The sequence below is a fragment of the Citrobacter europaeus genome (assembly GCF_037482245.1).
GTDB classification, from domain to species: domain Bacteria; phylum Pseudomonadota; class Gammaproteobacteria; order Enterobacterales; family Enterobacteriaceae; genus Citrobacter; species Citrobacter europaeus.
Map to the genome: position 1 here is coordinate 3,435,978 of NZ_CP148084.1, position 25,140 is coordinate 3,461,117.

Annotated in this window: 24 protein-coding genes and 5 tRNA genes; 11 read left to right on the forward strand and 18 right to left on the reverse strand. The window is 53.1% G+C overall.

Going from position 1 to position 25,140, the window contains the following annotated elements:
- Positions 1–61 precede the first annotated feature (61 nt).
- The gene (hutG, locus tag WHR59_RS16255; RefSeq protein WP_338843301.1) at positions 62–1,003 is read right to left on the reverse strand and encodes a formimidoylglutamase; all 942 of its coding nucleotides are present in this window, start codon (positions 1,001–1,003) and stop codon (positions 62–64) included.
- Positions 1,000–2,223 carry an imidazolonepropionase gene (gene hutI, locus WHR59_RS16260; RefSeq protein WP_087051524.1) on the reverse strand — a complete coding sequence of 408 codons (1,224 nt, stop codon included), beginning with the start codon at positions 2,221–2,223 and terminating at the stop codon, positions 1,000–1,002. Before hutI ends, hutG begins: the two co-directional genes overlap by 4 nt.
- A 224-nt stretch (positions 2,224–2,447) precedes the next feature.
- Here hutI and WHR59_RS16265 point away from each other — a divergent pair, with 224 nt between their 5' ends.
- Positions 2,448–3,731 (forward strand): putative acyl-CoA thioester hydrolase, encoded by a 1,284-nt coding sequence (locus tag WHR59_RS16265; RefSeq protein ID WP_200000337.1) that lies wholly within the window; start codon positions 2,448–2,450, stop codon positions 3,729–3,731.
- Between the two features lie 82 nt (positions 3,732–3,813).
- Here WHR59_RS16265 and pgl read toward each other — a convergent pair whose 3' ends face one another.
- Complete coding sequence (pgl, locus tag WHR59_RS16270) at positions 3,814–4,809, reverse strand: 6-phosphogluconolactonase (protein WP_043015659.1); 996 nt, start codon at positions 4,807–4,809, stop codon at positions 3,814–3,816.
- A gap of 165 nt (positions 4,810–4,974) precedes the next feature.
- On the opposite strand from pgl, the gene WHR59_RS16275 reads away from it, so the two are divergent.
- Positions 4,975–5,793 (forward strand): pyridoxal phosphatase, encoded by an 819-nt coding sequence (locus WHR59_RS16275; RefSeq protein ID WP_043015658.1) that lies wholly within the window; start codon positions 4,975–4,977, stop codon positions 5,791–5,793.
- On the opposite strand, the gene modC is transcribed toward WHR59_RS16275, so the two are convergent.
- From modC to WHR59_RS16295, 4 genes are all read right to left on the reverse strand, one after another.
- The gene (gene modC / locus WHR59_RS16280) at positions 5,794–6,852 is read right to left on the reverse strand and encodes a molybdenum ABC transporter ATP-binding protein ModC (RefSeq protein WP_043015657.1); all 1,059 of its coding nucleotides are present in this window, start codon (positions 6,850–6,852) and stop codon (positions 5,794–5,796) included. It lies immediately after the preceding gene.
- Between the two features lie 2 nt (positions 6,853–6,854).
- A complete protein-coding gene (modB, locus tag WHR59_RS16285; RefSeq protein ID WP_032942750.1) occupies positions 6,855–7,544 on the reverse strand; it encodes a molybdate ABC transporter permease subunit in 690 nt (229 codons plus the stop codon).
- On the reverse strand, positions 7,544–8,317 hold the full coding sequence (gene modA, locus WHR59_RS16290) for a molybdate ABC transporter substrate-binding protein (protein WP_032942749.1): 774 nt from the start codon (positions 8,315–8,317) through the stop codon (positions 7,544–7,546). Before modA ends, modB begins: the two co-directional genes overlap by 1 nt.
- Positions 8,318–8,516: 199 nt before the next feature.
- Positions 8,517–8,666, reverse strand: a complete 150-nt coding sequence (locus tag WHR59_RS16295) for an AcrZ family multidrug efflux pump-associated protein (RefSeq protein WP_003023026.1) — start codon at positions 8,664–8,666, stop codon at positions 8,517–8,519.
- 130 nt (positions 8,667–8,796) lie between these two features.
- Between WHR59_RS16295 and modE the strand changes: the two genes are divergently transcribed.
- From modE to gpmA, 7 genes are all read left to right on the forward strand, one after another.
- Positions 8,797–9,585 carry a molybdenum-dependent transcriptional regulator gene (gene modE, locus WHR59_RS16300; RefSeq protein WP_043015656.1) on the forward strand — a complete coding sequence of 263 codons (789 nt, stop codon included), beginning with the start codon at positions 8,797–8,799 and terminating at the stop codon, positions 9,583–9,585.
- 67 nt (positions 9,586–9,652) lie between these two features.
- A complete protein-coding gene (gene modF / locus WHR59_RS16305) occupies positions 9,653–11,125 on the forward strand; it encodes a molybdate ABC transporter ATP-binding protein ModF (RefSeq protein WP_338843302.1) in 1,473 nt (490 codons plus the stop codon).
- Between the two features lie 217 nt (positions 11,126–11,342).
- Positions 11,343–12,359 carry a UDP-glucose 4-epimerase GalE gene (gene galE, locus WHR59_RS16310; protein WP_047412537.1) on the forward strand — a complete coding sequence of 339 codons (1,017 nt, stop codon included), beginning with the start codon at positions 11,343–11,345 and terminating at the stop codon, positions 12,357–12,359.
- Positions 12,360–12,368: 9 nt separating this feature from the next.
- A complete protein-coding gene (gene galT, locus WHR59_RS16315; protein ID WP_047412540.1) occupies positions 12,369–13,415 on the forward strand; it encodes a galactose-1-phosphate uridylyltransferase in 1,047 nt (348 codons plus the stop codon).
- Between the two features lie 3 nt (positions 13,416–13,418).
- A complete protein-coding gene (galK, locus tag WHR59_RS16320) occupies positions 13,419–14,567 on the forward strand; it encodes a galactokinase (protein WP_338843303.1) in 1,149 nt (382 codons plus the stop codon).
- Positions 14,561–15,601 carry a galactose-1-epimerase gene (gene galM / locus WHR59_RS16325; RefSeq protein ID WP_100194114.1) on the forward strand — a complete coding sequence of 347 codons (1,041 nt, stop codon included), beginning with the start codon at positions 14,561–14,563 and terminating at the stop codon, positions 15,599–15,601. Before galK ends, galM begins: the two co-directional genes overlap by 7 nt.
- 232 nt (positions 15,602–15,833) lie before the next feature.
- Positions 15,834–16,586, forward strand: coding sequence for a 2,3-diphosphoglycerate-dependent phosphoglycerate mutase (gene gpmA / locus WHR59_RS16330; protein ID WP_003022999.1), 753 nt, complete (start codon positions 15,834–15,836; stop codon positions 16,584–16,586).
- A 69-nt stretch (positions 16,587–16,655) separates the two neighbouring features.
- On the opposite strand, the gene aroG is transcribed toward gpmA, so the two are convergent.
- Positions 16,656–17,708 (reverse strand): 3-deoxy-7-phosphoheptulonate synthase AroG, encoded by a 1,053-nt coding sequence (gene aroG / locus WHR59_RS16335; protein ID WP_047412543.1) that lies wholly within the window; start codon positions 17,706–17,708, stop codon positions 16,656–16,658.
- Between the two features lie 317 nt (positions 17,709–18,025).
- On the opposite strand from aroG, the gene WHR59_RS16340 reads away from it, so the two are divergent.
- Together WHR59_RS16340 and zitB are read left to right on the forward strand one after the other, a co-directional pair.
- The gene (locus tag WHR59_RS16340; RefSeq protein WP_043015649.1) at positions 18,026–18,400 is read left to right on the forward strand and encodes a YbgS-like family protein; all 375 of its coding nucleotides are present in this window, start codon (positions 18,026–18,028) and stop codon (positions 18,398–18,400) included.
- Between the two features lie 113 nt (positions 18,401–18,513).
- Positions 18,514–19,455, forward strand: coding sequence for a CDF family zinc transporter ZitB (zitB, locus tag WHR59_RS16345; protein WP_338843304.1), 942 nt, complete (start codon positions 18,514–18,516; stop codon positions 19,453–19,455).
- On the opposite strand, the gene pnuC is transcribed toward zitB, so the two are convergent.
- From pnuC to tolB, 10 genes are all read right to left on the reverse strand, one after another.
- Positions 19,452–20,171 (reverse strand): nicotinamide riboside transporter PnuC, encoded by a 720-nt coding sequence (gene pnuC / locus WHR59_RS16350; RefSeq protein WP_003831446.1) that lies wholly within the window; start codon positions 20,169–20,171, stop codon positions 19,452–19,454. The genes zitB and pnuC overlap by 4 nt on opposite strands.
- A gap of 29 nt (positions 20,172–20,200) precedes the next feature.
- The gene (nadA, locus tag WHR59_RS16355; protein ID WP_043015647.1) at positions 20,201–21,244 is read right to left on the reverse strand and encodes a quinolinate synthase NadA; all 1,044 of its coding nucleotides are present in this window, start codon (positions 21,242–21,244) and stop codon (positions 20,201–20,203) included.
- A 276-nt stretch (positions 21,245–21,520) separates the two neighbouring features.
- A tRNA-Lys gene (locus tag WHR59_RS16360) sits at positions 21,521–21,596 on the reverse strand.
- A 132-nt stretch (positions 21,597–21,728) separates the two neighbouring features.
- A tRNA-Lys gene (locus WHR59_RS16365) sits at positions 21,729–21,804 on the reverse strand.
- A gap of 147 nt (positions 21,805–21,951) precedes the next feature.
- Positions 21,952–22,027, reverse strand: a tRNA-Lys gene (locus WHR59_RS16370).
- 3 nt (positions 22,028–22,030) lie between these two features.
- Positions 22,031–22,106: transfer RNA gene (locus WHR59_RS16375), tRNA-Val, on the reverse strand.
- Positions 22,107–22,132: 26 nt separating this feature from the next.
- Positions 22,133–22,208 (reverse strand) — tRNA-Lys (locus WHR59_RS16380).
- A 165-nt stretch (positions 22,209–22,373) separates the two neighbouring features.
- A complete protein-coding gene (gene cpoB, locus WHR59_RS16385; protein WP_043015646.1) occupies positions 22,374–23,162 on the reverse strand; it encodes a cell division protein CpoB in 789 nt (262 codons plus the stop codon).
- Between the two features lie 9 nt (positions 23,163–23,171).
- Positions 23,172–23,690, reverse strand: a complete 519-nt coding sequence (gene pal / locus WHR59_RS16390) for a peptidoglycan-associated lipoprotein Pal (protein WP_003022983.1) — start codon at positions 23,688–23,690, stop codon at positions 23,172–23,174.
- A 34-nt stretch (positions 23,691–23,724) separates the two neighbouring features.
- Positions 23,725–25,017 carry a Tol-Pal system beta propeller repeat protein TolB gene (gene tolB, locus WHR59_RS16395; protein WP_003022981.1) on the reverse strand — a complete coding sequence of 431 codons (1,293 nt, stop codon included), beginning with the start codon at positions 25,015–25,017 and terminating at the stop codon, positions 23,725–23,727.
- Positions 25,018–25,140 lie beyond the last annotated feature (123 nt).

Consider the following 25,140-nt stretch of genomic DNA (forward strand, 5'->3'; position numbering starts at 1 on the left):
GTGAGTGGGTACAGTTTACAGGCATTACCCGAACCTGATAAGCGCAACGCCATCAGGTATGTCAGTGCCACCAGTGTGCGATTTGCCAGCCTAATCGCGCCGAAACCCGCGCCGCCCTGCCATCATCGTCAAAGCGTGGATTAAATTCAACCATATCCACCGCCTGTAGTTTACCGCTACGGCACAGGGGCTCAATCAGTCTCAGCAGCGTCGCCAACGGTACGCCAAGCGCGGCGGGGGCCGACACGCCGGGCATTTCCCACACTGGCATCACGTCGAGGTCGATAGTCAGATAGACGACATCCAGGTTGGCGGCAAACTGCGCCAGCTGAGCCTGCGCCGTATCACAATGCAGATCCTCCACTACGGTCACACCGAGTCGCTGGGCTTCATCCCATAGCGCCTGGGTATTTGCCGCCCGGCTGACGCCGATACAGGCATAGTGAAATTCACGCTGCTGTTCGTCGCACAGTTGCGCCAGTTGGCGAAACGGCGTACCGGACGTGGCCTGCCCGGCATGGCGCAAATCGAGATGCGCATCGAAGTTGACTATCCCCACTTTCGCCTGCGGGAACGCATCCAGTACGCCAGCGCCGTGCGCAAAGGCGGTTTCGTGTCCTCCACCCAGAATGAAGGTACGCATGTTCTCCTGCTGACAGCGCTGTACCGCATTGCGTAACGCCTGCTGCGCGCCCTCAAGATCGGGAGCCTGCGCCACAATATTTCCCAGATCCACCAGCCGATGATGCCCATCGTGGCTGGCTAAATTTGCCAGCGCCTTGCGCAGCACATCGGGCGCACCGGCGGCTCCCGTGCGCCCCTGATTACGTTTCACGCCTTCGTCGCAGGCAAACCCGAGCAACGCTATCTGCTCGCGATACATTTCCGGGCTAAACGTCGGGCTCAGGGTGATAGTCTGAAACAGGCGCAGCGCATTCGGCGATTCGGCGCGGTCATCACGTCCCTGCCACAGCGCAGGTGAAGCAGGTTGCCAGTTAGTCATGCTATTTGTCCTTTGAATATGCGTTGGTAGAGCGGGTTGCGTCCGGGTTCATACAAGATCTCGACCGGGAGAGTTGCGTCCCACACCACAAAATCGGCCACAAACCCGGCCTTCAATTGACCGTGAGTGGCATGACGCCCCAGTGCCCGGGCCGCATGACGGGTTACGCCCGCCCATGCTTCTTCCGGCGTTAGGCCAAACTGAACACAGGCCATATTCATCGCCCAGTGCAGGCTGATAAACGGACTGGTACCGGGGTTAAAATCTGTCGCTACCGCCATCGGTACCTGATATTGTCGCAGCAACGCTACCGGTGGGCGCTGCTGCTCTTTGAGGAAATAGAACGCGCCGGGCAGCAGCACGCCGACCGTACCGCTTTGGCTCATCGCCGCCACGCCCGCTTCATCGAGGTATTCAATATGATCGGCGGATAGCCCGTGGTAGCGGCTTACCAATTGCGCACCACCAAGCAATGACAGTTGTTCGACATGACCTTTAATCGGGATGCCCAGCGCCTGCGCAGCCTGAAACACCCGCTCACTCTGCGCCAACGAAAAACCAACGCTTTCACAGAACAGGTCGACGGTCTCGAAAAGCCCTTGTTCCCACAACTGCGGCAAAATGGTCTCGCAAACCAGCGTAATATAGCCGTCAGGGTCATCACGGTATTCCGCTGGAGTCGCATGCGCAGCCAACAGCGTCGGGCTGATTTCAACGATATTCTCTGCCGCCAGCGCCGCCGCCACGCGCAATATTTTCTCTTCTGTCTGTAAATCCAGGCCGTAACCCGATTTTATTTCCAGCAGCGTAACGCCTTCTTTGATCAACTGTTCCATCCGCTGATGGGCTACGTGTAAGAGTTGTTCATCCGTGGCGCTGCGGGTCGCCGACACGGTGGCATTAATCCCCCCGCCCTCGGCGCTTATCTGCTGGTAGGAGACACCGTTTAGCCGTTGCTCCCATTCACCTGCGCGGTTTCCGCCAAAAACCAGATGCGTATGGCAGTCAATCAGGCCAGGCGTAATCAATCTGCCCTGCATATCAAAGGTATTATCATGAGTCAGATATAACGATGACTCCGGGACGATATCGCGAATCTTACCCTGGCGGACGATCAGCGCATGACCATCCACCAGCCCATACGGGGTGCCTCGTTCAGGATCCATAGTCGCCAGACGAACATTGCGCCAGATAACATCATCAGGGAAGAATTGCTGCATTCGACTCACCACTTGTCATAGGTTGTATAGACATTTATTTTTGATTATAGGGATGTTGTCAACCTGAAGGACCGTAATTGTTATGTATTTGTGATATAAGGACTCTCCGCGCCGGGCTTTGTGGTGATAAAAACAACTTTTTACCTTTTAACCTTCCCGTTTCGCTCAACTTAGTATAAAAAAGCAGGCTTCAATGGATAACTTTTCAAAGCCCGGAGCAACCTGTGAACATATCATCAGTTTCCCGTCTGGCGCTGGCTATGGCTTTTGGCGTGACGCTGACCGCCTGTAGCTCTACGCCGCCCGATCAAATTCCTTCCGATCAGACCGCGCCAGGCACCTCTTCGCGCCCGATCCTGTCGGCCAATGAAGCGAAAAACTTCGTTGCTGCGCACTATTTTTCCGCACTGACGCCAAACACCGCGCCGTGGAGCCCTTCTGCTATTTCTTTGCCTGCGCAGCCTGACTTCGTCGTTGGCCCGGCAGGCACTCAGGGCGTCACCCATACCAGCATTCAGGCTGCGGTTGATGCGGCAATCATCAAACGTACTAACAAACGTCAGTACATCGCGATTATGCCGGGCGAGTATCAGGGTACGGTATACATTCCGGCAGCAACGGGTAGCCTGACGCTGTACGGTATGGGCGAAAAACCGCTGGATGTAAAAATCGGCCAGGCCATTGACGGTGACATGAGCACCGCAGACTGGCGTCGTACGGTGAACCCGGGCGGTAAATACATGCCGGGTAAACCTGCGTGGTATATGTTTGATAATTGCCAGAACAAACGTGGCGCAAATATTGGCGTGATGTGTTCCGCCGTCGTCTGGTCGCAAAATAACGGTCTGCAATTGCAAAACCTGACCATCGAGAACAACCTCGGTGACAGCGTTGATGCGGGCAACCACCCGGCCGTTGCGCTGCGTACCGATGGCGATAAAGTGCAGATTAACAAGGTTAACATCCTGGGCCGCCAGAATACCTTCTTCGTGACCAACAGCGGCGTGCAAAACCGTCTGGAAAACGATCGTCAGCCGCGTACGCTGGTTACCAACAGCTACATTGAAGGCGATGTGGATATTGTGTCCGGTCGCGGTGCAGTGGTGTTCGATAACACCGAATTCCGTGTAGTGAATTCCCGTACCCAGCAGGAAGCCTATGTGTTCGCACCGGCTACCTTGTCAAACATCTACTACGGTTTCCTGGCTATCAATAGCCGCTTCACGGCAAGTGGTGATGGCGTGGCGCAACTGGGCCGTTCGCTGGATGTCGATTCCAACACTAACGGTCAGGTCGTGATTCGTGACAGCGTAATTAACGAAGGCTTTAACATGGCAAAACCATGGGCTGACAGCGTTATCGCAAAACACCCGTTTGCCGGAAACACGGGTGCAAAAGATGATAAAGGTGAAATCCAGCGTAACCTGAACGACACCAACTTCAACCGCATGTGGGAATACAACAACCGCGGTATCGGTAGTAAAGTGGTTGCTGAACCTAAGAAGTAAACGTCATTCTCTTATGTAAACCCGGCAGAATCATGCTCTGCCGGGCAGTATGCCGGATGCTCATCCGGCATTCGACGCAGAATTAATACGCGTTAACCACGACCCACATTGGGCCCTGACCTACCGCATAACGTCCTTTCTCTGTCAGCAGCCCTTGCTCGCCTGCAATCTCGTACACCGCGATATGGTGCGATTTTTGCCCGGCGGCAATCAGGTATTTACCACTGTGGTCGACATTAAAACCGCGCGGCTGAGTTTCGGTAGGCTGGAAACCCTCTTTGGTCAGCACGCTGCCATCTTCAGACACGCTAAAGACCGTAATCAGGCTGGCGGTGCGATCGCAGGCATACAGATGACGCCCATCCGGCGTGATGTGAATATCTGCGGCCCAACGGGTATCAGCGAAATCAGCAGGCATCATATCCAGCGTCTGCACGCACTCGATCTTACCGTACGGATCTTTCAGCTCCCAGACGTCAACGGAGCTGTTCAGTTCATTCACACAGTAGGCATATTGTTTATTCGGATGGAACGCCATATGACGTGGGCCCGCACCTTCAACGGTGTTTACTTCAGCCGGTTCCTGCGCGACCAGATGACCATCATCGCTTACCTCAAACAGGCAGATACGATCCTGCTTCAACGCAGGAACCCACAGAATACGGTTATCCGGAGAGATGTTGGCCGAGTGACAGCCATCCAGACCTTCAACCACGTCAACCAGTTCCACCGGCAGACCATCTTCCAGACGCGTGACGCTCACGCTGCCAGCGTTATAAGAGCCAACGAACACGAAACGTCCCTGATGATCGGTAGAAATATGCGTCGGGCTGCCCGGCAGCGCAGACTCCGCCGCGAAAGTCAGCGCACCGTCATCAGGCGCAATACGGTAAGCCAACACGCGAAACTCCGGGCGCACGCCTACATACAGGTAGCGCTTATCCGGGCTGACGACCATCGGCTGTACCTGACCCGGCACATCAACCACCTGCGTCAGCGTCAGAGAACCATCGTGATTCAGGCTCCAGACGTGGATTTGCTGACTTTCAGGGCTGGCGGTATAAACGGTTTGCTTCATGAATACTCCTTTGCTTTTTGGCAGGTGGCTGCAATTGCCTGACACACGCCTAAGGTAGACGCTTTTAACGGTGAATGCTTAATTAAGGCTCAGAATTTTGTCCGGCTCCCGTCTCGGTGTACCATTCCAGCAGACGAAATTCTCAACCTTAATCTGGAAAAAACTATGACCGCACGCGTGATTGCCCTGGATTTAGACGGTACCCTGTTGACCCCGAAAAAAACCTTGCTGCCATCCTCTCTGGAAGCGCTCTCGCGCGCCAGAGAAGCAGGATACCAACTTATCATTGTCACAGGTCGCCATCACGTTGCTATTCATCCTTTTTATCAGGCACTGGCGCTGGATACACCTGCAATTTGCTGTAACGGCACCTACTTGTATGATTATCAGGCAAAAAAGGTACTGGATTCCGATCCTCTTCCGGTAGACCAGGCATTACAGCTGATCGAAATGCTGGATGAACATCAGATCCACGGGCTGATGTATGTCGATGAGGCCATGCTGTATGAGCGCCCGACCGGGCATGTAGTACGTACCGCTAACTGGGCGCAAACTCTGCCGCCGGAACAGCGCCCAACCTTCACCCAGGTGCCTTCGCTGGCACAGGCCGCACATGACGTTAACGCCGTCTGGAAATTTGCGCTGACCGACGAAGATATTCCGAAACTGCAGCAGTTTGGTCAGTACGTCGAGCAACAGTTGGGGCTGGAGTGTGAATGGTCCTGGCACGATCAGGTCGACATTGCCCGTAAAGGCAACAGCAAAGGACGACGCCTGACCCAATGGATTGAAGCACAGGGCGGATCAATGGAAAACGTGATTGCCTTTGGTGATAACTTCAACGATATCAGCATGCTGGAAGCCGCAGGCACTGGCGTGGCGATGGGCAATGCGGATGACGCGGTAAAAGCCCGCGCCAACATCGTGATTGGTGACAACACCACCGACAGCATCGCGAAATTTATTTACTCGCACCTGCTGTAATCAGGCGGTAATCGACACGCTCTTAATTTGCGCGTACAGCCACAGGCCAGGTTTGATACCCAGTTCATCCCTGGCCCATGGGCTAATCCTCGCCCACAGCGTCCTGCCGCCCACTTCAAGCTGAACTTCCACCTGGCCGTTATCGTCATAGCACTGCGCGACTTTCGCCCGGAGAACGTTACGAATACTGGTCTGCTGCGGCGGTTGGAGCACCAGTGAAACATCAGATGCCTGAATACGAATACGCAGCGCGGTTTGCAGCGGTTGATCCAGCTTATTGACCCACAAATGCTGATCGCCAAGCGCCAACGCGGTCATCGCGTAGTGTGGATGATGTTCCAGCACGCTGACTTTCAGAATGCTGCTTTGCTGTTCCTTAGGCAGCCAGGGGTGCATCACGCTGCTGCCCCAGACATCTTCCAGCGAACCAAACGCTTTGACCTGCCCGTTTTCCAGTACCATCACTTTGTCCGCCAGGTGCAAGATTTCATCGAGCGAGTGGCTGACGTACAGCATCGGAATATTGATTTCTCGCGCCAGGCGTTGCAGATAAGGCAGCAGTTCGCGCTTACGCGGAATATCCAGCGAGGCTAAGGGCTCATCAAGCAGCAACAGTTCCGGCGCGGTAAGCAACGCCCGGCCGATCGCGACGCGCTGCTTTTCGCCACCAGAAAGACCGCCGGGCAGACGGTCAAGCAGCGGCTCAATGCCCAACAGCGCCACCAGCTTGTCAAACTGTCCGGCCATGCTTTTCGCCATTCCATAACGCAGGTTACCGCGTACTTTATAATGCGGGAACAGGCGCGCATCCTGGAAAACATAGCCCACCCGGCGTTTTTCAGGCGTTAAACAGACACCGTTCTCGACGTCGTTTAAGACCCGACCGTTGAGCACGATACGCCCGGACTGCGGCTGGGTCAGACCGCTGATGGCGTTAATCAGTGAGGTTTTTCCCGCGCCGGAAACACCGAAAATAGCGGTGATCCCGCTGGCTGGCAGCGTTTCGTTGAGCGTCAGGCAATGCGTTCCCAGCGTCTGAGAGAAATTAAGTTCCAGCATGGTTATCGCCCCGTCCGTTCACGGCTAATACGCGCCAGCCATTCAGAGATCAGCAGTGAAATCAGCGCTAACACAATAGAAATAATACATAACCTTGCCGCCGCGCTTTCGCCGCCGGGGGTCTGGATCAAGGTATACATCGCCGAAGGGATAGTGCGGGTTTCGCCAGGAATATTGGAGACAAAGGTAATTGTTGCGCCGAATTCCCCGAGGGAACGCGCAAACGCCAGCACCGTACCGACAATAATGCCGGGTAGCATCAGCGGTAGCGTAATGGTCATAAATACGCGCCAGCGTCCGGCTCCCAGCGTGCGGGCCGCCTGCTCCAGCTTGACGTCAACACCTTCCAACGCCAGACGAATAGCCCTTACCATCAGAGGGAAAGACATCACCGCTGCGGCCAGCACCGCACCGCGCCAGCTAAAGGCAAAGGTGATGCCAAACCAGTCGTACAGCCATTCGCCAATGAATCCGCGCCGCCCCATAGCAATCAACAGCAGATAGCCCACCACCACCGGCGGCAGAACCAGCGGCAAATGCAGAACGCTGTCGAGCAGTGCTTTGCCCGGGAACTTGCATCGCACAAGCAGCCAGGCAAAGAAGATCCCAAACGGCAGGCTAAACAAGACGGCCAGGGAAGAAACTTTCAGGCTCAGTATGACGGCCTGCCATTCAGGATCGGTCAGTATCATTACTTGGTCGTAAATCCATAACGTTTAAAGATTTCAGCAGCCTGCGGTCCTTTCAGGTAATCATAGAACGCGCTAACCGTTGCGTTTTTGTGCCCATCAACAATCGCGATAGGGTATTCCACTTTTTTGTGCGAATCTTCCGGGAAAGTCGCAACGACTTTTACGCCCTTGCTGGCGACGGCATCGGAACCATAGACGATACCCAGCGGCGCTTCGTTACGCTCTACCAGCGCCAGCGCACCGCGCACATCTTCAGCAGGTGCCAGTTTCGGGGCCAGGGTATCCCATGCACCCAGTTTTTGCAGCGCTTCTTTGGCATAAATGCCCGCCGGAACATGTTCCGGATCGCCAACGGCCAGACGTCCACCGTTCAACAGGCTGGTCCAGTTGGTTTTGCTGTCAATAGTGAAGTCTTTCTGTGCACTGGCTTTCGGCGCGACCACCACCAGGCTGTTACCTAACAGCGTTGCACGCGTTGCGGTATCAATCGACTTTTTGTCTACCGCGTAATCCATCCATTTCTGATCGGCAGAAATAAACAGATCGGCCGGTGCGCCTGCTTCAATCTGACGCGCCAGTGTGGATGAAGAGGCAAAAGAGGAGACAACATCAACGTTCTTCTCTTTTTTGTATTGCGTCGCAATGTCCTGCATCGCGTTGGTCAGTGAAGCCGCGGCAAACACCGTAATTTTGCCTTCATCCGCCAGCGCATGCCCGGCAACGGTAAGAGAAAGTGTTGCCCCTGCAAACAAGCGTAACCATGTACGTGCCATCTGTAACTCCTTTGCGTTTCGTTATGTAGGCGCAAATATAACGAGTAAATCAGGATTTTCCCAGAGGTTATTGATACCAATTAGAGGTTAGACAAAGAAAATATCGGCAGGGAAAGCAGGATCTTGAGAAACTGTAGTCAGCGAAAACGGATTGGCAGGCGAAAAATATAAACGCCCGACTGAGCGGGCGTTTGGGGAATCAATGATTCTGTCTGGACTGGTCTTTCTGACCGATACCGGAGAAAATGTTGAACACTTCACCCAGTCCGTAAATCAGACCCAGAATGATGGCCATTACCACAGGTACCATGATTACGGCGAATACCAGACTTTTCAATAACTCTAACATGGTCAACTCCAGATATAGTCCTTAGTTGTATTCTAACCACATAACACAGAAAAGCACTCCCCTTTTGTGCGGTCGGCTTTGCTCAGGCGCGGTTTTCCGTCACAATACCCTTTTTTGCCAGGAGCTTGTGATGCAGGCCGAAATCCTTCTTACGCTGAAACTTCAGCAAAAACTGTTTGCCGATCCCCGTCGCATTTCTCTGCTTAAGCACATTGCGCTTTCCGGCTCCATCAGTCAGGGCGCGAAGGATGCAGGTATTAGCTACAAGAGCGCCTGGGATGCGATTAATGAAATGAACCAGCTCAGCGAGCAGACGCTGGTTGAGCGCGCCACAGGCGGCAAAGGCGGCGGCGGCGCGGTGTTAACACGCTACGGCCAACGCTTAATCCAGCTGTACGATTTACTGGCGCAAATCCAACAAAAAGCCTTTGATGTTTTGAGCGATGACGATGCGCTGCCGCTCAATAGCCTGCTGGCGGCTATCTCTCGTTTTTCACTGCAAACCAGCGCCCGTAACCAGTGGTTTGGCACAATAACCGCCCGCGACCACGATCAGGTTCAACAGCATGTCGACGTGCTGTTGGCCGATGGCGAAACGCGCCTGAAAGTCGCGATCACTGCGCAAAGCGGCGAGCGTCTGGGCCTGGAGGAAGGCAAAGAAGTGTTGATTCTGCTGAAAGCACCATGGGTAGGAATTACTCAGGACGACGCCATTGCCCAGGCCGCCGATAACCAGTTGCAGGGTACGATCAGCCATATAGAACGCGGAGCGGAACAGTGTGAAGTGCTGATGACGTTACCAGACGGCCAGACGCTGTGCGCCACTGTCCCGGCCCAGGACGCCACAACGCTGCAAGAAGGCGCTAACGTCACCGCATGGTTTAATGCTGACCGGGTGATTATCGCCACACTGTGCTGAGTTAATTGACATCAGCCTGCAGAACACGTATCCCTGTTATTAATCGCTGCAAATAATGGGATACAAAATGTCATCATTGCAAATTTCGCAAGGCACGTTTCGTCTTAGCGACACAAAAACGCTCCAGTTAGATGCCTTAACGTTAAACGCAGGTGATAGCTGGGCGTTTGTTGGCTCTAACGGTAGCGGGAAATCCGCCCTGGCCCGCGCGCTGGCAGGAGAATTGCCGCTCCTGAAAGGCGAGCGCCACTGTCAGTTCGCGCGTATTACCCGACTCTCTTTTGAGCAACTCCAAAAGCTGGTCAGCGACGAATGGCAGCGAAACAACACCGACCTTCTCAGCCCCGGTGAAGATGACACCGGGCGCACCACCGCTGAAATCATTCAGGATGAGGTCAACGATCCCGCCCGCTGCGCTGCGCTGGCGCAGCAGTTTGGCATTTCAGCTTTGCTTAACAGACGTTTCAAATACCTTTCGACCGGTGAAACACGCAAAACCCTGCTCTGCCAGGCGTTAATGTCCTCGCCAGATTTACTGATCCTGGATGAACCCTTTGACGGGCTGGACGTGGCGTCCCGTCGGCAGTTAGCAGAACTGCTCGCTGAACTGCACCAGGCCGGTTTAACGCTGGTGATGGTGCTTAATCGTTTTGATGAAATTCCCGAATTCGTGCAGTTTGCTGGCGTACTTGCCGATTGCACGCTGACGGACACCGGCGCAAAAACCGACCTTCTGCAACAAGCATTAATCGCTCAGCTTGCCCATAGCGAGCGGCTGGAAGGCATTCAGTTACCCGAGCCGGATGAGCCTTCGGTGCGGCGCACATTGTCAGAAAACGAGCCGCGAATTGTGCTTAACGATGGCACCGTCTCGTATAACGATCGCCCTATCCTTCATCATCTGAGCTGGCGGGTAAATCCGCGGGAACACTGGCAAATTGTCGGCCCCAACGGTGCGGGAAAATCAACCTTGCTCAGTTTAATCACCGGCGATCATCCCCAGGGTTACAGCAACGACCTGACCCTGTTTGGCCGCCGTCGGGGCAGCGGTGAAACTATCTGGGATATCAAAAAACACATCGGCTACGTCAGCAGCAGCCTGCATCTGGATTACCGGGTAAGTACGACGGTACGCAACGTTATTCTCTCTGGTTATTTTGATTCAATCGGCATTTATCAGGCCGTCTCCGACAGGCAGCACAAGCTGGTACAACAGTGGCTGGAAATCCTGGGAATTGATAAGCGTACCGCGGATGCGCCGTTTCATAGTCTTTCCTGGGGACAGCAGCGGCTGGCATTGATTGTTCGCGCATTAGTTAAACACCCTACGTTGTTGATTCTTGATGAGCCCTTGCAAGGATTAGATCCTCTCAATCGCCAACTGATTCGTCGGTTTGTGGATGTGCTAATCGGTGAAGGTGAAACTCAACTGCTGTTCGTCTCTCATCATGCCGAAGATGCCCCAGCCTGTATTACCCATCGACTGGAGTTTGTCCCCGAGGGCGATATCTACGCCTATCGACAAACCTCTCTGCGTTAATTTTCATACCAGGGCGTTGAATACGCCCTTTTTCTGGCCTTTTTTTCAGACAAACGCTGAGAAAACAATCTAACGTAATGATTTAAAATATAATAACCACTACGTACACCTGAAAATGCCAGTGTGTAAACGATTCCACTAATTTATTCCATGTCACACTTTTCGCATCTTTGTTATGCTATGGTTATTGCATACCATAGGCTTAACGGAGCGAATTATGAGAGTATTGGTTACAGGTGGTAGCGGTTACATTGGAAGCCACACTTGCGTGCAGTTGCTGAAAAACGGTCACGAAGTAGTGATTCTGGATAATCTCTGCAACAGCAAGCGTAGCGTTCTGCCCGTCATCGAGCGTTTAGGCGGCAAGCATCCAACTTTCGTGGAAGGAGATATCCGTAACGAGGCGCTGATAACCGAAATTCTGCACGATCATGCCATTGACACGGTCATCCACTTTGCTGGTTTAAAAGCCGTGGGAGAATCCGTTGCCAAGCCGCTGGAGTATTATGACAACAACGTCAACGGCACTCTGCGTCTGGTGAATGCAATGCGCGCCGCCAACGTGAAAAACTTCATTTTCAGCTCCTCCGCGACCGTCTATGGCGATCAACCGCAAATTCCTTATGTTGAAAGCTTCCCCACCGGCACGCCGCAAAGTCCGTACGGCAAAAGTAAGCTGATGGTGGAACAGATCCTCACCGACCTGCAAAAAGCACAGCCCGACTGGAGCATCGCCTTGCTGCGCTACTTCAACCCGGTTGGCGCTCATCCGTCGGGAGATATGGGGGAAGATCCGCAAGGTATTCCAAACAACCTGATGCCATACATCGCACAGGTTGCCGTAGGTCGCCGCGAATCCCTTGCCATATTTGGCAACGACTACCCCACTGAAGATGGCACCGGCGTTCGCGACTACATTCACGTGATGGATCTCGCCGACGGCCACGTTGCCGCCATGGAAAAGCTGGCTGGCAGACAGGGTGTACATATTTACAACCTTGGGGCAGGCATCGGCAGCAGCGTGCTGGACGTGGTCAACGCCTTCAGCAAAGCCTGCGGTAAACCCATTAATTACCATTTCGCTCCGCGCCGTGATGGCGATCTTCCGGCCTACTGGGCTGATGCCAGCAAAGCCGATCGCGAGCTCAACTGGCGCGTGACCCGCACTCTGGATGAAATGGCACAAGACACCTGGCACTGGCAGTCGCGCCACCCACAAGGATATTCGGATTAAGGACCAATCATGACGCAATTCAATCCTGTCGATCATCCACATCGTCGTTTTAACCCACTCACCGGGCAGTGGATCCTCGTATCACCGCATCGCGCCAAACGCCCCTGGCAAGGGGCGCAGGAAACCCCGTCTAAGCAGGTACTGCCTGCGCATGACCCGGACTGCTTCCTGTGCGCTGGTAATACGCGCGTTACCGGTGACAAAAACCCGGATTACACCGGGACCTATGTCTTTACCAATGACTTTGCGGCGCTGATGTCCGATACCCCGGACGCGCCGGACAGTCACGATCCGTTGATGCGCTGCCAGAGCGCGCGCGGTACCAGCCGCGTGATTTGCTTCTCACCCGATCACAGCAAAACGCTGCCGGAACTCAGCGTCCCTGCGCTGACAGAAATCGTAAAAACGTGGCAGGAGCAGACTGAAGACTTAGGCAAAACCTATCCCTGGGTGCAGGTCTTTGAGAATAAAGGCGCAGCGATGGGGTGCTCGAACCCGCACCCACACGGACAAATTTGGGCCAACAGCTTTTTGCCTAATGAAGCCGAACGTGAAGATCGCCTGCAGAAAGCGTACTTCGCCGAACAAGGCGCGCCGATGCTCGTTGATTACGTCCAGCGTGAACTGGCGGACGGCAGCCGTACGGTCGTAGAAACCGAGCACTGGCTGGCAGTTGTACCTTACTGGGCCGCGTGGCCGTTCGAAACGCTGCTGCTGCCGAAAGCGCACGTGCTGCGTATTACTGATTTGACCGATGAACAGCGTACTGACCTGGCGCTGGCGTTGAAAAAACTGACCAGTCGTTACGACAACCTGTTCCAGTGCTCATTCCCCTATTCTATGGGCTGGCACGGCGCACCGTTTAACGGTGAAGAAAACGAACACTGGCAGTTGCACGCACACTTTTACCCGCCGCTGCTGCGTTCCGCGACCGTGCGTAAATTTATGGTCGGTTATGAAATGCTGGCGGAGACCCAGCGTGACCTGACGGCAGAACAAGCGGCTGAGCGACTGCGTGCAGTCAGCGACATCCATTTTCGCGAATCCGGAGTTTAAATAATGAGTCTGAAAGATAAAACACAATCTCTGTTTGCAGAAACGTTTGGCTACCCTGCCACCCATATTATTCAGGCGCCGGGTCGCGTAAACCTGATCGGCGAACATACCGATTATAACGACGGCTTCGTTCTGCCCTGCGCCATCGACTATCAGACCGTCATCAGCTGTGCGGTGCGCGACGATCGAAAAGTCCGCGTAGTCGCCGCTGATTACGACAATCAGATTGATGAGTTCTCTCTCGATGCGCCGATTATCGCCCATGACACCCAGCAGTGGTCAAACTACGTGCGTGGCGTGGTGAAACATCTACAAAAGCGCAATAATGCTTTTGGCGGCGCGGATCTGGTGATTAGCGGTAACGTCCCGCAGGGTGCGGGTTTAAGCTCTTCCGCCTCGCTGGAAGTCGCTGTTGGTACGGTATTCCAGCAGCTCTATCATCTGCCGCTCGACGGCGCGCAGATTGCCCTGAATGGTCAGGAAGCTGAAAACCAGTTTGTCGGTTGTAACTGCGGCATTATGGATCAGTTGATCTCTGCGCTTGGCAAGAAAGATCATGCGTTGCTGATCGACTGTCGTACGCTGGGCACTAAAGCCGTTTCGATGCCTGAGGGTGTCGCGGTGGTAATCATCAACAGCAACTTTAAACGCACATTGGTCGGCAGCGAATACAACACTCGTCGCGAACAGTGTGAAACCGGCGCGCGTTTCTTCCAGCAACCAGCGCTGCGTGATGTCAGCCTTGAAGCGTTTAACGCCGTCGCCCACGAACTGGATCCGATTGTCGCCAAACGCGTCCGCCACGTCATCACAGAAAATGCGCGTACCGTTGAAGCCGCGCAGGCGCTGGAAAAAGGCGACCTGCTGCGTATGGGCCAACTGATGGCGGAATCTCACGCCTCAATGCGCGATGACTTTGAAATTACCGTGCCGCAAATTGATACTCTGGTAGAGATTGTCAAAGCGACCATCGGCGATAAAGGCGGTGTACGTATGACTGGCGGCGGCTTCGGCGGCTGCATCGTGGCGCTGATCCCGCAAGATTTGGTACCTGCCGTTCAGCAGGCTGTCGCCGAGCAGTACGAAGCAAAAACCGGTATCAAAGAAACATTCTACGTCTGCAAACCTTCTCAAGGAGCTGGACAATGTTAAACGAAATCCCTGTGCAGGCTCCGGACGGTCAGCCGTTTCGCCTGCTCACCCTGCGCAATGACGCAGGGATGGTGGTCACGCTCATGGACTGGGGCGCAACCCTGCTCTCTGCGCGTATTCCGCTTAGCGATGGTAGCGTGCGCGAAGCCATACTCGGGTGCGCCAGCCCGGAACAATACCCGGAACAGGCTGCATTTTTGGGGGCCTCGATTGGTCGCTACGCTAACCGTATCGCCAACAGTCGTTATACCTTTGCCGGCGAAACCGTCGAATTAATACCAAGTCAGGGCGACAACCAACTGCACGGCGGGCCGGATGGTTTCGACAAACGCCGCTGGCAGATAGTCAATCAGAATGACCGTCAGGTACTGTTCGCCTTAACGTCTGAAGATGGCGATCAGGGCTTCCCTGGCCATCTATGCGCTACCGCGCAGTATCGCCTGACTGACGATAATCGTATTTCGATAACCTACCGCGCCACGGTCGATAAGCCCTGCCCGGTAAATCTGACAAATCACGTCTACTTTAATCTCGACGGCGATAAAACGGATGTGCGCCAGCATAAGTTGCAAATTCTGGCGGACGAGTACTTACCGGTGGACGAAATGGGCATCCCGCATGATGGACTGAAATCCGTCGCCGGTAGCACTTTCGATTTTCGCACGCCTAAAATCATCAGCAGTGAATTTCTGGCCGATGACGATCAGCGCAAGGTGAAAGGTTACGATCATGCCTTCCTGCTTCAGGCTCAGGGTAATGCACGTACACCGGTGGCTCAGTTATGGTCACAGGATGAAAAACTGCAAATGGTGGTCTACACCTCGGCCCCGGCATTGCAGTTTTACTCCGGCAACTTCCTCGGCGGTACGCCATCTCGTGGGCCAGACGCCTACGAAGACTGGCAAGGTCTGGCGCTGGAAAGTGAGTTTCTGCCTGACAGCCCGAACCATCCAGAGTGGCCGCAGCCGGACTGCTTCCTGCGTCCGGGGGACGAGTATGCCAGCGTAACGGAATATCAGTTTATTCCCGTCTGAGCCTTCCCCGTCACAGGCCCGATGACGTAACGTATCGGGCCTGTTGCCTGTTTATCACAACAGACCCGCTCAAATCCCCACCACTCAAAGACAAAATCGCAACCTTGAATTCACAAGAACCTTACACTGTGGCGCTATTTTCGCTATGGTTATGCGTAAGCATTGCCGCTGACGAATTACGGCAATATAATGAGAATTATTATCATTCAATATGATTTATAGGAGTGAGTGTATGGCTGTAACTAAGCTGGTTCTGGTACGTCACGGTGAAAGTCAGTGGAACAACGAGAACCGTTTTACCGGTTGGTATGACGTTGATCTGTCCGAGAAAGGTGTAGGCGAAGCAAAAGCGGCAGGTAAACTGCTGAAAGAGGAAGGCTACAGCTTCGATTTTGCTTATACCTCTGTGCTGAAACGTGCCATCCACACCCTGTGGAACGTACTGGACGAACTGGATCAGGCGTGGCTGCCGGTTGAGAAATCCTGGAAACTGAATGAACGTCATTACGGCGCGCTGCAGGGTCTGAACAAAGCGGAAACCGCAGAAAAATACGGTGATGAGCAGGTTAAGCAATGGCGTCGCGGCTTTGCGGTTACCCCGCCAGAACTGACCAAAGACGACGAGCGTTATCCGGGTCACGATCCGCGTTATGCGAAGCTGACCGACAAAGAGTTACCGGTTACCGAAAGCCTGGCGCTGACCATCGATCGCGTTATCCCTTACTGGAATGAAACCATTCTGCCGCGCATGAAAAGCGGTGAGCGTGTGATTATTGCCGCTCACGGCAACTCTCTGCGTGCGCTGGTGAAATATCTGGATAACATGGGTGAAGATGAGATCCTTGAACTGAACATCCCGACCGGCGTACCGCTGGTGTATGAGTTCGACGAAAACTTCAAGCCGATCAAACACTACTATCTGGGTAACGCTGACGAGATCGCAGCAAAAGCCGCCGCCGTGGCGAACCAGGGTAAAGCGAAGTAATTTCTTCGCAGAATACAAAAAGCGCGGATTATCCGCGCTTTTTTTTGCCTATGAGAGAGGCATTAAAACTTAACCGCGGCGCGCTTTTACCGCATCCGCCAGTTGGCGCAACACCGCATCGGTGTCTTCCCAGCCAATGCAGGCGTCGGTGATGCTCTTACCGTAGGTCAGCGGTTCGCCGCTATCCGGGTTCTGGTTGCCTTCTACCAGATGGCTTTCGATCATCACGCCGATAATCGCTTTTTCGCCACCGGCGACTTGCCCGCAAACATCTTTCGCAACATCCATCTGCTTTTTGAACTGCTTGCTGGAGTTGGCATGGCTAAAGTCGATCATCACTTGCGCTGAGAGTCCTGCCTTGATCAGACCTTCTTTCACCTCGGCAACATGCTGAGCGCTGTAGTTCGGCTCTTTGCCGCCGCGCAGAATGATATGGCAATCGCCATTGCCACTGGTATTCACGATCGCCGAATGACCCCATTTGGTCACCGACAGGAAGCAGTGTGGCGCTCCTGCGGCGTTGATTGCATCAATCGCCACTTTGATGGTGCCATCGGTACCGTTTTTAAAACCAACCGGGCAAGACAGACCAGATGCCAGTTCACGGTGCACCTGAGATTCAGTAGTTCGTGCCCCAATCGCGCCCCAGCTCATCAGGTCGGCGAGATATTGCGGGGTGATCATATCGAGGAATTCACCCGCAGCCGGCAATCCGCTGTCGTTGATATCCAGCAGCAGTTTACGCGCAATGCGCAGCCCATCGTTGATCTGGAAGCTGTTGTCCATGTGCGGATCGTTGATAAGCCCTTTCCAGCCAACGGTAGTACGTGGCTTTTCAAAATAGACGCGCATGACAATTTCAAGCTCGCCTTTTAACTCTTCGCGCAGCGCCAGCAGGCGAGCGGCATACTCTTTGGCAGCGGCCGGATCATGAATTGAACACGGTCCAATCACCACAAGCAGGCGATCGTCGCTTCCTTTCAGAATTTTATGAATCGCCTTACGGGCATGAGCCACCGTATTTGCGGCATTTTCAGTAGCGGGGAATTTTTCCAGCAGTGCGACTGGCGGTAATAACTCGTTGATCTCTTTGATGCGTAAATCGTCGTTCTGATAATTCATGATTATTCCAGCGTTGCCATACTTATATAAATGAATGCAATCCCTCCAATCTATATCTTCAGTCATAAAGTGTAAACGGGGTTTTACACTTTGGACGGATTAATCCTGGAATTGGCCAAAAAAACGCAATAAAGTAGCGAAAAACGAGATCCAATCTACAATTTATAACTGTAACAGCTTTAATTTTCATAATTTTCAAGATTCTATGCTGGTTTTAATTTCAACAGCAAAACTATTAACCACATATTGATGATGTATCTGCCACATGCACTGTTGGAAGACGTTATCCGACATATCGACCTTAACAGGAGCATATTATGCATATGACAAAGCTCGCTTCACTCTTTCTTACCGCTACACTCAGCCTCGCCAGCGGCGCGGCGCTGGCTGCGGACACCAACGCTCAGTCCAATAACGGCCAGGCAAATTCCTCGGCTGACGCCGGACAAGTCGCCCCTGACGCCCGCGAAAACGTAGCGCCAAATAATGTCGACAACAGTAACGTGAATTCAGGTGGCACAATGCTTCACCCGGACGGTTCGTCAATGAACCATGAGGGGATGACCAAAGACGAGGTGCACAAAAATACCATGTGTAAAGACGGCCGCTGCCCCGATGTGAATAAGAAGGTTGAGACCGGAAACGGCATCAATAATGATGTTGATACCAAAACTGACGGCACCACCCAGTAACGCTGAAAATAAAGCTAATAACGGGAGAGCAATAGCTCTCCTTTTTAATTTTATCATCCCAAAAACGGTATGATGGCATACAGTAAAGATGAGAATAACAAAGGGATGGCATAATGGCGCACGCACATACTCATACTTCCTCTGAGCAACCGAAGGACAATAATGCCCGCCGACTGATGTTCGCATTTTGCATTACAGCCGGATTTATGTTGGTTGAAGTGGTGGGGGGAATACTCTCCGGCTCGCTGGCCTTGCTGGCCGACGCCGGGCATATGCTCACGGATGCCGCGGCGCTCCTTTTCGCGTTGCTGGCGGTCCAGTTTTCCCGCCGCCCACCCACAATCCGCCACACCTTCGGTTGGCTGAGGCTCACGACGCTGGCTGCATTTGTTAATGCCATCGCATTGGTCGTTATCACCATTTTAATCGTCTGGGAGGCGGTTGAACGCTTCCAGACGCCTCGCCCCGTGGCTGGCGGCATGATGATGGTTATAGCTGTCGCAGGCCTACTGGCCAACGTGCTCGCTTTTTGGATTTTACATCGCGGCAGTGAAGAGAAAAACCTGAACGTCCGCGCCGCAGCGCTGCATGTGATGGGCGATTTACTCGGTTCTGTTGGGGCAATTATCGCGGCACTGATTATCATCTGGACGGGCTGGACGCCTGCGGATCCGATCCTGTCGATCCTGGTTTCCGTGCTGGTGCTGCGCAGTGCCTGGCGATTATTAAAAGATAGTGTTAATGAATTACTGGAAGGCGCCCCGCTGGCGCTGGATATCGCCGCACTACAGCGCCATCTCAGCCGGGACATCCCTGAAGTGCGCAACGTACACCATGTCCATGTCTGGATGGTGGGTGAAAAACCGGTGATGACGCTGCATGTGCAGGTGATCCCGCCGCACGATCACGATGCGCTGCTGGAGCGTATTCAACATTTCCTTATCCATCACTACCAGATTGAGCATGCGACGATCCAGATGGAGTATCAGCCGTGCAATGGGCCGGACTGCCACCTGTATCAGGGCGTGTCCGGCCATTCACATCACCACCATTAATGGGACAGCGCGTGGGAACCCCGCTCACGCGCGCTATTAATCCACATCCTGCTACCGTTCAGGGCGATAACCGTCAGGATCACATATTCCAGCGACATGGCATATACGCCTTGCAGGGCAAATATCACCACGCTGATGACGTTAATGATCACCCACAGCAGCCAGTTTTCAACGTATTTACGCGTCATCAGGATCATCGCCGCAATCGACAGCACCATCATGCAGGAGTCCCAGAACGGGAATGCATCGGGTTGCAGTTCAGGCACAACAACCTGCAATCCCAATGCCTGCATGATGTTCACCGCGATACGGGTCAGGAACGCAAAGACCGGATCGATATAGACCGACATCAGGCCAATCGCCACCACGCAAGCCGCCAGCCAGCCGATCGCTTTTGGTAACGGCAGCCAGCGAATTTTCAGTTCCGCTTCATGCTGGTTGGTTTGCCGGGACCAGGCATACCAGCCGTAGATGTTGGCGGCAAAGAAGAAAACTTGCAGCAACAGGCTGGCATAGAGTTGGATCTGAAAGAAGATAATCGCAAACAACGTGACGTTTATCAGACCAAAGAAGTAATTGCTGATTTTCTCAAGACTCGCCAGGCCAATACACAGCAACCCGGCGATAGTCCCCACGGCTTCGATCCATGACAGATCGTAACCGCCCGCGCCAATCGGAATATGTACCAGAATGTTCTGCGTGCTAAAAAAGTCCATCTTTTCCCCCAGAGCAAAAAAATAAATAATTAAGCTCGAAGTGTAGCCGCAAATTCCAACATACGGTTTAACGGCAACAACGCCCCTTCTCGCAGTGCGGCATCAACATGTATCTCATGAGCCGCACCACCCTCCTCCAGGCCCTCAGCAATCGCCTTGAGGCCGTTCATCGCCATCCACGGACAATGCGCGCAGCTGCGACAAGTTGCCCCCTCACCGGCCGTCGGAGCTTCAAGTAGCTCTTTATCCGGAACGGCTTGCTGCATTTTGTAAAAAATGCCCCGGTCAGTCGCCACAATCAGCTGCTTGTGCGGTAACGATTTTGCTGCATTAATTAGCTGGCTGGTTGAGCCAACCGCATCAGCCATATCTACGATAGACTGAGGAGACTCCGGGTGCACCAGCACAGCGGCATCAGGGTAAAGCCCTTTCATGCGTGTTAAAGCCTGGGTTTTAAACTCATCGTGGACGATACAAGCTCCCTGCCAACAAAGAACGTCTGCACCGGTCTGTTTTTGCACGTAGTTGCCCAGATGCCTGTCCGGGGCCCAGATGATTTTTTGACCTAAACTATCAAGATGCTCAATAAGTTCTACTGCGATACTGGAAGTGACAACCCAGTCCGCACGTGCTTTAACGGCGGCTGAGGTATTAGCGTAAACCACCACGGTACGATCCGGATGCGCGTCGCAAAATGCGCTGAACGCGTCAATCGGACAGCCCAGATCTAATGAACATTCCGCCTGTAAGGTCGGCATCAGGATAGTCTTTTCTGGGCTGAGAATTTTGGCGGTTTCTCCCATAAACCTCACGCCGGCAACCAGCAGCGTAGAGGCAGAATGTTTTGCACCAAACCGCGCCATCTCCAGAGAATCGGAGATACAGCCGCCGGTCTCTTCTGCCAACTGCTGAATTTCAGGATCGGTGTAATAGTGCGCGACCATAACGGCATCACGCTCTTTCAGCAGGCGCTTAATTTTTTCACGATAAAATTGCTTTTCATCCACACTCAGCGGCGCTGGTTTCGGCGGAAACGGATAAATTGCTGCTTCTGGATCAAACATCACGCTCATCTTGCTTTCTCGTTTTACTGGCTTAACGAAATAACCGATTAAAAGCGTGACGCACGCCATATTCGGTTTGATTTGTTTTATATGCTAAACAAGATAGCGGATTGGCGCAGAAAAGTCACAATAATTGCGTATGAGGAATGCCGGATGGCGACTGACGTCTTATCCGGCCTACATTTGGCACCCGTAGGCCTGATAAGCGAAGCGCATCAGGCAAGCAGGTTCGAATCTTATAAATCGCAGATAGCAAAAAGGCGCCTTTAGGGCGCCTTTTTACACTGGTGGGGCGTGCAGGATTCGAACCTGCGACCAATTGATTAAAAGTCAACTGCTCTACCAACTGAGCTAACGCCCCCATATGGGGTGTACTACTTCAATTATTCAGGATGGTGGGTCGTGCAGGATTACTCGGCTTCGCCTCGCCCTACGGGCCGTTGCTTACGCAACGTTATCCTTCACGGTTTACTATTGCTTTCACCAGAAACATTGGTGGGTCGTGCAGGATTCGAACCTGCGACCAATTGATTAAAAGTCAACTGCTCTACCAACTGAGCTAACGACCCGCTCGGATGCAACCTGAAAAATTTTTACTCGGAACCACCAAAATAGTGGTGGGGCGTGCAGGATGACTCGACTTCGTCTCGCCCTAACGGGCCGTTGCTAAAGCAACGTTATCCTTCACGTTTAACATCTGAGTGCGATGTTAAAGTTGGTGGGGCGTGCAGGATTCGAACCTGCGACCAATTGATTAAAAGTCAACTGCTCTACCAACTGAGCTAACGCCCCGAGTGGTGGGTGATGACGGGATCGAACCGCCGACCCCCTCCTTGTAAGGGAGGTGCTCTCCCAGCTGAGCTAATCACCCGATACTACGCTGGATACTGCATTAAGTGGTGGGTCGTGCAGGATTCGAACCTGCGACCAATTGATTAAAAGTCAACTGCTCTACCAACTGAGCTAACGACCCACTTTTTTCGCCGCTTTCGGGCTGTTTGATATCCCTTGGCAACGGCGGCATATATTACTGATTTCAGATTTTAGCGCAACAAAAATTTCGATGTAAATAACTCAACTGCTTAGGAATCACACGACACGACCAGAAATAACACGATTTCTGGTCGCATGGTGGTCATTACATCGCGCCAAGGCGTTTTTGCGCTTGTTTCGCGCCATCAGTGCCAGGATATTTAGTGATAACCTGCTGATAAACCGCTTTAGCTTTTGCTGTGTCACCTTTGTCCTGCATGATAACGCCGACTTTATACATCGCGTCTGCAGCCTTAGGTGATTTTGGGAAGTTTTTAACTACCGAAGCAAAATAGAACGCAGCATCATCCTTTTTACCCTTGTTGTAATTCAACTGACCCAGCCAGTAATTCGCATTTGGCAGGTAAGTAGAGTCTGGGTACTTTTTGATGAAGTTCTGGAATGCTTCAATCGCGTCATCCTGGCGGGATTTATCCTGTACCAGGGCAATTGCTGCATTGTAATCGGTATTCGCATCGCCAGTTTGCACGGGAGCCCCTGACGTTGCCGCAGCTCCCGCATCAGGTGTAGGAGTTACCGCCCCACTCTGATCGCCACTCGTAGACTGTGCCGCAGGCGCACTACCGCTGCCAAGATTATTCATCTGCAGCAATATTTGCTTCTGGCGCTCAACAACCTGATTCAGTTGATACTGATTTTCCTGAATTTGACCACGCAGGGAATCAATATCGGACTGATTATCGGAGAGTTGTTGCTGGAGTTGGGTTAAAAGCTGACTGTGAGCGTTAGAAATACGCTCGAGTTGAGTGACACGGTCTTCGACCGAGCCAGAGCCGACACTACTGATTGGCGCCTGTGCAAAAGCGGCCCAGGGGGCCGCTATGCCAACCAGTAACGACAGACTCAACAGATGATGTCTGAAGTTACTGCTCATGCAATTCTCTTAGTAAACCAGTACGGCGCGACGGTTTTTGGCGTAAGCCGCTTCGTCATGACCCAGTACTGCAGGTTTTTCTTTACCGTAAGAAACGATGGAGATCTGGTCAGCAGAAACGCCTTTACCCTGCAGGTACATCTTAACGGCGTTCGCACGACGCTCACCCAGGGAGATGTTGTACTCAGGCGTACCACGTTCGTCCGCATGACCTTCTACGGTGACTTTGTAAGACGGGTTGCTACGCAGGAAGTTAGCGTGAGCATCCAGCATTGCAGCGAAGTCAGAACGGATATCGTACTTGTCCAGATCGAAGTAAACGATGTTGTTCTGCTGCAGCTGTTGCATCTGAAGACGCGCTTGCTCTTCAGAAGACATGTTGCCGCTGCCGTTTGCATCCATACCAGTGCCGGCACCCAGCATGCCTTCGCTGCCGTCATTGCTGGCGTTCTTGTTAGAAGAACACGCTGCAATAGCCATAACAGGCAGAGCAATCATCAGCCCTTTCAGCACTTTGTTCAGTTGCATTTCAATGATTCCTTTATTAATCAATTATTTATTATCACAGATACGGCGACCAGGCAGGGAATTTAACCTGACCATCAGTTGCCGGAAGACGCGCTTTGAAACGCCCATCTGTAGAAACCAAATTCAGCACGGATCCCATCCCCTGAGAAGAGCTGTAGATTACCATAGTGCCGTTAGGTGCCAGACTTGGCGTTTCATCCAGGAACGTTGACGACAGGACTTGTACGCCACCCGCTACCAGATCTTGTTTGGCAATGTGCTGCTGACCATTGGCAGAGCTTACCATTACCATAAACTTACCGTCGCTGCTCACATCTGCATCCTGGTTTTGCGAACCTTCCCAGGTAATACGCTGCGGAGCACCGCCGTTGACGTTAACTTTATATACCTGCGGACGACCGGCCTGGTCAGAGGTAAAGGCCAGGTTTTGGCTGTCCGGGAACCAGGTAGGTTCCGTGTTGTTACTACGACCATCCGTAACCTGACGGATCTGACCGGAACCAATGTCCATAACATACAGGTTCAGGCTACCGGTTTTAGACAGGGCAAACGCCAGTTTGCTGCCATCCGGTGAAAACGCAGGTGCACCGTTGTGACGTGGGAACGACGCTACCTGACGAACCGCGCCATTAGACAACGTCTGAATAACCAGTGCAGAACGACCGCTTTCGAAAGTGACGTATGCCAGTTTTGAACCGTCCGGAGACCACGCCGGTGACATCAGCGGCTGCGGAGAACGGTGTACCACGAACTGGTTGTAACCATCGTAGTCAGACACACGTAATTCGTACGGGAACTGACCGCCGTTAGTCTGAACAACATAAGCGATACGGGTACGGAATGCACCTTTAATACCGGTCAGTTTTTCAAACACTTCGTCACTGGCAGTATGGCCCGCATAACGCAGCCACTGCTTGTTCACTTTATAAGTATTCTGCGCCAGTACGGTACCCGGCGCGCCACCGGTATCTACCAGTTGATAAGCGACGCTGTAGGAACCATCCGGATTCGGTGTAACCTGACCGACGACCACGGCATCAATACCCAGCGCAGACCATGCGGCAGGTTGAACTTCCTGCGCGGTACCCGGCTGCTGAGGCAGACGAGAGCGGTCTAACGGATTAAATTTACCGCTGTTACGCAGGTCAGCGCCTACGATGCCACCGATATCTTCAGGTGCAGCACCCGGCCCTGCCCACTGGAAGGGGACAACACCAATCGGGCGTGCCGAGTCCACCCCCTGGGTGATCTCGATACGTACTTCTGCGTGCAGCACCGCTGCCCACAGCATCAGAAAACCAAATGCTACTCGTAATGCCTGCTTCATCATATCTCCCTTATCTGGACGGAAAGCCCACGATAATTTAGCAGAATGTTAACAAACTCAAATACACAAAACTACCAGAACTCTGTCTCAACCTTAGACCGTTTCCCCTGAATTCTCAGGGGG

Excerpts from the sequence above, each read along its gene's own strand:
- galE (WP_047412537.1), top strand. The coding sequence starts at position 11,343 with ATGAGAGTATTGGTTACAGGTGGTAGCGGTTACATTGGAAGCCACACT.
- modB (WP_032942750.1), bottom strand. The coding sequence starts at position 7,544 with ATGATACTGACCGATCCTGAATGGCAGGCCGTCATACTGAGCCTGAAA.
- tolB (WP_003022981.1), bottom strand. The coding sequence starts at position 25,017 with ATGAAGCAGGCATTACGAGTAGCATTTGGTTTTCTGATGCTGTGGGCA.
- cpoB (WP_043015646.1), bottom strand. The coding sequence starts at position 23,162 with ATGAGCAGTAACTTCAGACATCATCTGTTGAGTCTGTCGTTACTGGTT.
- modF (WP_338843302.1), top strand. The coding sequence starts at position 9,653 with ATGTCATCATTGCAAATTTCGCAAGGCACGTTTCGTCTTAGCGACACA.
- aroG (WP_047412543.1), bottom strand. The coding sequence starts at position 17,708 with ATGAATTATCAGAACGACGATTTACGCATCAAAGAGATCAACGAGTTA.
- WHR59_RS16295 (WP_003023026.1), bottom strand. The coding sequence starts at position 8,666 with ATGTTAGAGTTATTGAAAAGTCTGGTATTCGCCGTAATCATGGTACCT.
- galK (WP_338843303.1), top strand. The coding sequence starts at position 13,419 with ATGAGTCTGAAAGATAAAACACAATCTCTGTTTGCAGAAACGTTTGGC.
- nadA (WP_043015647.1), bottom strand. The coding sequence starts at position 21,244 with ATGAGCGTGATGTTTGATCCAGAAGCAGCAATTTATCCGTTTCCGCCG.
- galM (WP_100194114.1), top strand. The coding sequence starts at position 14,561 with ATGTTAAACGAAATCCCTGTGCAGGCTCCGGACGGTCAGCCGTTTCGC.
- modE (WP_043015656.1), top strand. The coding sequence starts at position 8,797 with ATGCAGGCCGAAATCCTTCTTACGCTGAAACTTCAGCAAAAACTGTTT.
- pal (WP_003022983.1), bottom strand. The coding sequence starts at position 23,690 with ATGCAACTGAACAAAGTGCTGAAAGGGCTGATGATTGCTCTGCCTGTT.
- gpmA (WP_003022999.1), top strand. The coding sequence starts at position 15,834 with ATGGCTGTAACTAAGCTGGTTCTGGTACGTCACGGTGAAAGTCAGTGG.
- modA (WP_032942749.1), bottom strand. The coding sequence starts at position 8,317 with ATGGCACGTACATGGTTACGCTTGTTTGCAGGGGCAACACTTTCTCTT.
- pnuC (WP_003831446.1), bottom strand. The coding sequence starts at position 20,171 with ATGGACTTTTTTAGCACGCAGAACATTCTGGTACATATTCCGATTGGC.
- hutG (WP_338843301.1), bottom strand. The coding sequence starts at position 1,003 with ATGACTAACTGGCAACCTGCTTCACCTGCGCTGTGGCAGGGACGTGAT.
- zitB (WP_338843304.1), top strand. The coding sequence starts at position 18,514 with ATGGCGCACGCACATACTCATACTTCCTCTGAGCAACCGAAGGACAAT.
- galT (WP_047412540.1), top strand. The coding sequence starts at position 12,369 with ATGACGCAATTCAATCCTGTCGATCATCCACATCGTCGTTTTAACCCA.
- modC (WP_043015657.1), bottom strand. The coding sequence starts at position 6,852 with ATGCTGGAACTTAATTTCTCTCAGACGCTGGGAACGCATTGCCTGACG.
- hutI (WP_087051524.1), bottom strand. The coding sequence starts at position 2,223 with ATGCAGCAATTCTTCCCTGATGATGTTATCTGGCGCAATGTTCGTCTG.
- WHR59_RS16340 (WP_043015649.1), top strand. The coding sequence starts at position 18,026 with ATGCATATGACAAAGCTCGCTTCACTCTTTCTTACCGCTACACTCAGC.
- pgl (WP_043015659.1), bottom strand. The coding sequence starts at position 4,809 with ATGAAGCAAACCGTTTATACCGCCAGCCCTGAAAGTCAGCAAATCCAC.
- WHR59_RS16275 (WP_043015658.1), top strand. The coding sequence starts at position 4,975 with ATGACCGCACGCGTGATTGCCCTGGATTTAGACGGTACCCTGTTGACC.